Source organism: Megasphaera sp. DJF_B143, from assembly GCF_900320625.1.
Taxonomy (GTDB): Bacteria; Bacillota; Negativicutes; order Veillonellales; family Megasphaeraceae; genus Megasphaera; species Megasphaera hexanoica.
Genome location: NZ_ONTA01000010.1, coordinates 1 through 4,145 on the forward strand (window position 1 = coordinate 1; position 4,145 = coordinate 4,145).

Genomic DNA, 4,145 nt, shown 5'->3' on the forward strand with positions numbered 1-4,145 from the left:
GATGGCGGAACCCTTCGTGCGACAGCCTCTCGTTATATCTGACATCAAAAATCAGTCATTATTGGCCCGTACTGCCTATGCCGCCCATGCGGATGCCTGATGCATCGTCATTATCGGTGGTCAGGTATTTCATAAAAATCCCCTGGGCAATGCGTTCCCCTTTTTTTATGGTATAGGGAACGTCTTTTGTATTGTAATAGGCAATCATGATATGGCCTTCGTTATCGGGATTGTTGTAATAATCGCAGTCAATGATTCCCGTGCTGTTGGCCAGCATGAGGCCCTTTTTGAAGGCCAGGCTGGAACGGATGAAAATGGAAAGATATTCGTTCAGTTCCATATACGCTTTGAGGCCCGTCGGCACGACCGTCACGGCATGGGGAGCCAGGACGGTGTCGGCTGCGGCTTCCAGGTCATATCCGGCGCTTTTTGCTGTTTTCCGCTGCGGCACGTGAATATCCTTTCCTTCATATGCCGTAACGACTTCAAATCCCCGGTGTCTCATTACTGCACCTTCTTGCGGTCATTCTGGCGGCCGCGGTTATTGCGCGGGCCGTGCTTGTGGTGTGCCGGTGCGTCCCCGCCGGCAAGCAGTGCCTTGCGCGACAGGTTGATACGGCCCTTGTCATCGATTTCTACGCATTTGACCATGATTTCATCGCCGATATTGACGACGTCTTCTACTTTTTCTACCCGTTCTTTGGCCAGCTGGGAAATGTGGACCAGGCCTTCTTTGCCCGGCAGGATTTCCACAAAGGCGCCGAAGTTCATGATGCGCGTGACTTTGCCGAGGTAGGTTTCCCCTACTTCCACGTCTTTCGTCAGGTTTTCAATCCATTCTTTTGCCTTTTCGCCGCCGGCGGCATCGACAGAGGCGATATAGACCAGGCCGGAGTCATCGATGTCGATTTTGGCTCCCGTTTCTTCCGTAATCTGTTTGATTACTTTGCCGCCCGGCCCGATGACATCGCGGATTTTATCGGGGTCGATGTGCATGGTGATGATGCGCGGTGCATAAGGAGACAATTCCTTGCGCGGTTCGCTGATGCATTCCAGCATCTTGCCCATGATGAAGATACGGCCTTCATGAGCCTGTTTCAGGGCCTTGTCGAGGATTTCCCGGCTCAGTCCCTTGATCTTGATATCCATCTGGATGGCCGTGACGCCTTTCATGGTACCGGCTACTTTGAAGTCCATGTCGCCGAGGGCATCTTCCATTCCCTGGATATCGGTCAGGATCGTAAAGTCATCGCCCTTTGTTACCAGGCCCATAGCTACGCCGGCTACAGGGGCTTTGATAGGTACGCCGGCATCCATCAGGGCCAGGGTGCTGCCACAGGTGCTGCCCATGGAGCTGGAGCCGTTCGATTCGAGGACTTCTGATACGACACGGATGGCATAGGGGAATTCTTCCTCACTCGGCATGACCTGGGTCAGTGCCCGTTCAGCCAGTTTGCCATGACCGATTTCGCGGCGGCCGGGGCCACGGGACGATTTGGTTTCGCCGACGCAGAAGCTCGGGAAATTGTAATGATGCATGTAGCGGCGGTCCGTTTCCAGGCCGACGCCATCGATGTGCTGGCATTCGGAAAGCGGTGCCAGGGTGCAGAAGCTCAGTACCTGGGTCTGGCCGCGGGTAAAGAGGCCCGTGCCGTGGGTGCGCTTGAACAGGCCGACTTCGCAGCTGACCGGGCGGACTTCATCGACGCGGCGGCCATCGGGACGGATTTTATCGACGGCGATCATATGGCGGACGATTTCCTTGATCATCTTCTGGGTGATTTCGGCGACGTCGTCCTGGTTGTCGGGATAAATATCGGCGAAATGTTCATAAATGTCAGTTTCGACGGCATTCATCTTTTCTTCGCGGGAAATTTTATCGGCGTTGCAGATAGCTTCTTTCATGCTGGCTTCGCCATAGGCATGAACGGCTTCTACAATATCGGCCGGCGGTTCTTTTTCGACGAATTCCTGTTTGGGCACGCTAATCTGCGGCAGGAATCCCAGCTGGAATTCGACGACTTTTTTGATTTCTTCATGAGCAAACATGATGGCATCGAGGATATCTGCTTCCGGTACCTGTTTGGCTCCCCCTTCGACCATGAGGATGGCGTCTTTGGTCCCTGCTACGACGATATCCATGTCGCTGGCTTCGCTCTGTGCCACCGTCGGATTGACGACAAACTGGCCATCGACGCGGCCTACGCGGACACCGGCGATTGGGCCGGCAAAGGGAATATGGGACATGCACAGCGATACGGAAGCGCCGATCATGGCAGCGATTTCCGGTGCGTTGTCGTGATCTACGCAGAAGTCATAGGCTACGACGTGGACGTCATGACGGTATGTCTTGGGGAACAGCGGGCGGATCGGGCGGTCGATCAGGCGGGCAAAGAGCGTCGCCGATTCAGGCGGTTTGCCTTCCCGTTTGATGAAGCCGCCGGGAATCTTCCCTACGGAGTACATTTTTTCTTCATAATCTACCGTGAGCGGAAAGAAATCGGCATCTTCCCGTGCTTCTTTCGATCCCGTAGCGGTAACAAATACAGCCGTATCGCCATAGCGGACCAGAGCAGCACCGCTCGCCTGTTTGGCAAGCTGTCCTACTTCGATGACCAGGGGACGACCGGCAAAATCCATCTGGAATACCTGTTTTTCCATTCGTTTTCCTCCTTATGAAGAGTCATACAAGAAATTCAGACAGGCTGTAGGTCATAGGTCAGTATCGCCGGGAAGCGGTACTGACCTATAACCTACCAACCTGTAACATACACTATGTTCTGAAAAAAGAGGCTGATGCGTACACATCAGCCTCACACAACGCGATTATTTACGCAGGTTCAGTTTTTCGAGAATAGCACGATAACGGCCAAGGTCATGTTTCTGGAGATAAGCAAGCAGGTTACGGCGCTGGCCAACCAGTTTGAGCAGGCCGCGGCGGGATGCATGGTCTTTTTTGTTGCTGCGGAGATGTTCCGTCAGATAGACGATGCGGGCCGTAAGAAGCGCAATCTGTACTTCCGGAGATCCTGTGTCGTTTTCATTTGCGCCGTATTTGGCGACGATGGCTTTCTTTTCTTCTACACTTAACATAGTTCGTTCCTCCATTTGTAAAAATAATCTATTCGCAAAGTGCTACGTGATCGTCGGAGATTCGAGACACCCGGCACCCGTACGACATCACATATTATACTATATCCCTGCCATACTGTAAAGGCTTAGAATGCCTTACCTGTCAGGAGTTCATAGGCTTCCTTGTACTTTTCGATTGTCTTGTCGATGACGTCCTGGGGCAGGAGGTAATCGCTGTCAGGATTGGCTTTCAGCCAGTCGCGGACGAACTGTTTGTCATAGGACGGCTGGGATTTGCCTGCTTCATAGCCTTTGAGCGGCCAGAAGCGGGAGCTGTCCGGCGTCAGCATTTCATCGCCGAGGACGATATTTCCCTTGTCATCTAGGCCGAATTCAAATTTCGTGTCGGCAATGATGATGCCCCGGGAGAGTGCATAATCGGCGCATTTCTTATAGAGGGCGATGGTGTAGTCGCGGATGGCTTCGGCATATTCTCTGCCTTTTCCCGGGAAGGTTTTGTCGAGGAATGCCGCTCCTTCTTCGAGAGAAACATTCATATCGTGTTCTCCCAGTTCGGCTTTCGTAGATGGTGTAAAAATCGGTTCCGGCAGTTTTTCCGATTCCTTGAGACCAGCCGGCAGCTTAATGCCGCAGACGGTACCGTTTTCTTTATAGCTTTCCCAGCCGCTGCCAGTGATATAGCCGCGGACGATACATTCCATAGGAATCATGGTCAGCTTCTGGCATTTCATGCTGTTGCCATCGAACTGGGGCTGCTGGAAAAATTCCGGCATATCTTTGACATCGACAGAAATCATGTGATTGGGGATGATGTCTTTCGTAAAATCAAACCAGAAGCGGGACATCTGTGTCAGAACAGCGCCTTTCTGGGTAATCTTGTTCTTGAGGATATGGTCAAAAGCAGAAATACGATCGGTTGCTACCATGACGATGCTGTCACCGATATCGTATACTTCGCGGACCTTGCCCGATTTAAACGGTTTATATTCTTTCATGCTGCGCCTCCATCACCAAATAGTAATTAACATGTACACGAGAACACACTTATGATA

General features: G+C 52.2%; 4 protein-coding genes. All 4 read right to left on the reverse strand.

Annotation, left to right across the window (positions count from 1 at the left end):
* Positions 1–58 precede the first annotated feature (58 nt).
* Entirely contained in the window at positions 59–505 is a 447-nt protein-coding gene (gene dut / locus DBO31_RS00205) for a dUTP diphosphatase (protein ID WP_059075272.1), read from the reverse strand.
* Positions 505–2,661, reverse strand: coding sequence for a polyribonucleotide nucleotidyltransferase (locus tag DBO31_RS00210; RefSeq protein WP_150824143.1), 2,157 nt, complete (start codon positions 2,659–2,661; stop codon positions 505–507). Before DBO31_RS00210 ends, dut begins: the two co-directional genes overlap by 1 nt.
* 165 nt (positions 2,662–2,826) lie before the next feature.
* Positions 2,827–3,093 carry a 30S ribosomal protein S15 gene (gene rpsO / locus DBO31_RS00215; RefSeq protein ID WP_059075274.1) on the reverse strand — a complete coding sequence of 89 codons (267 nt, stop codon included), beginning with the start codon at positions 3,091–3,093 and terminating at the stop codon, positions 2,827–2,829.
* 125 nt (positions 3,094–3,218) lie between these two features.
* Positions 3,219–4,088 carry a phosphoribosylaminoimidazolesuccinocarboxamide synthase gene (locus DBO31_RS00220; protein WP_059075275.1) on the reverse strand — a complete coding sequence of 290 codons (870 nt, stop codon included), beginning with the start codon at positions 4,086–4,088 and terminating at the stop codon, positions 3,219–3,221.
* Positions 4,089–4,145: the final 57 nt, after the last annotated feature.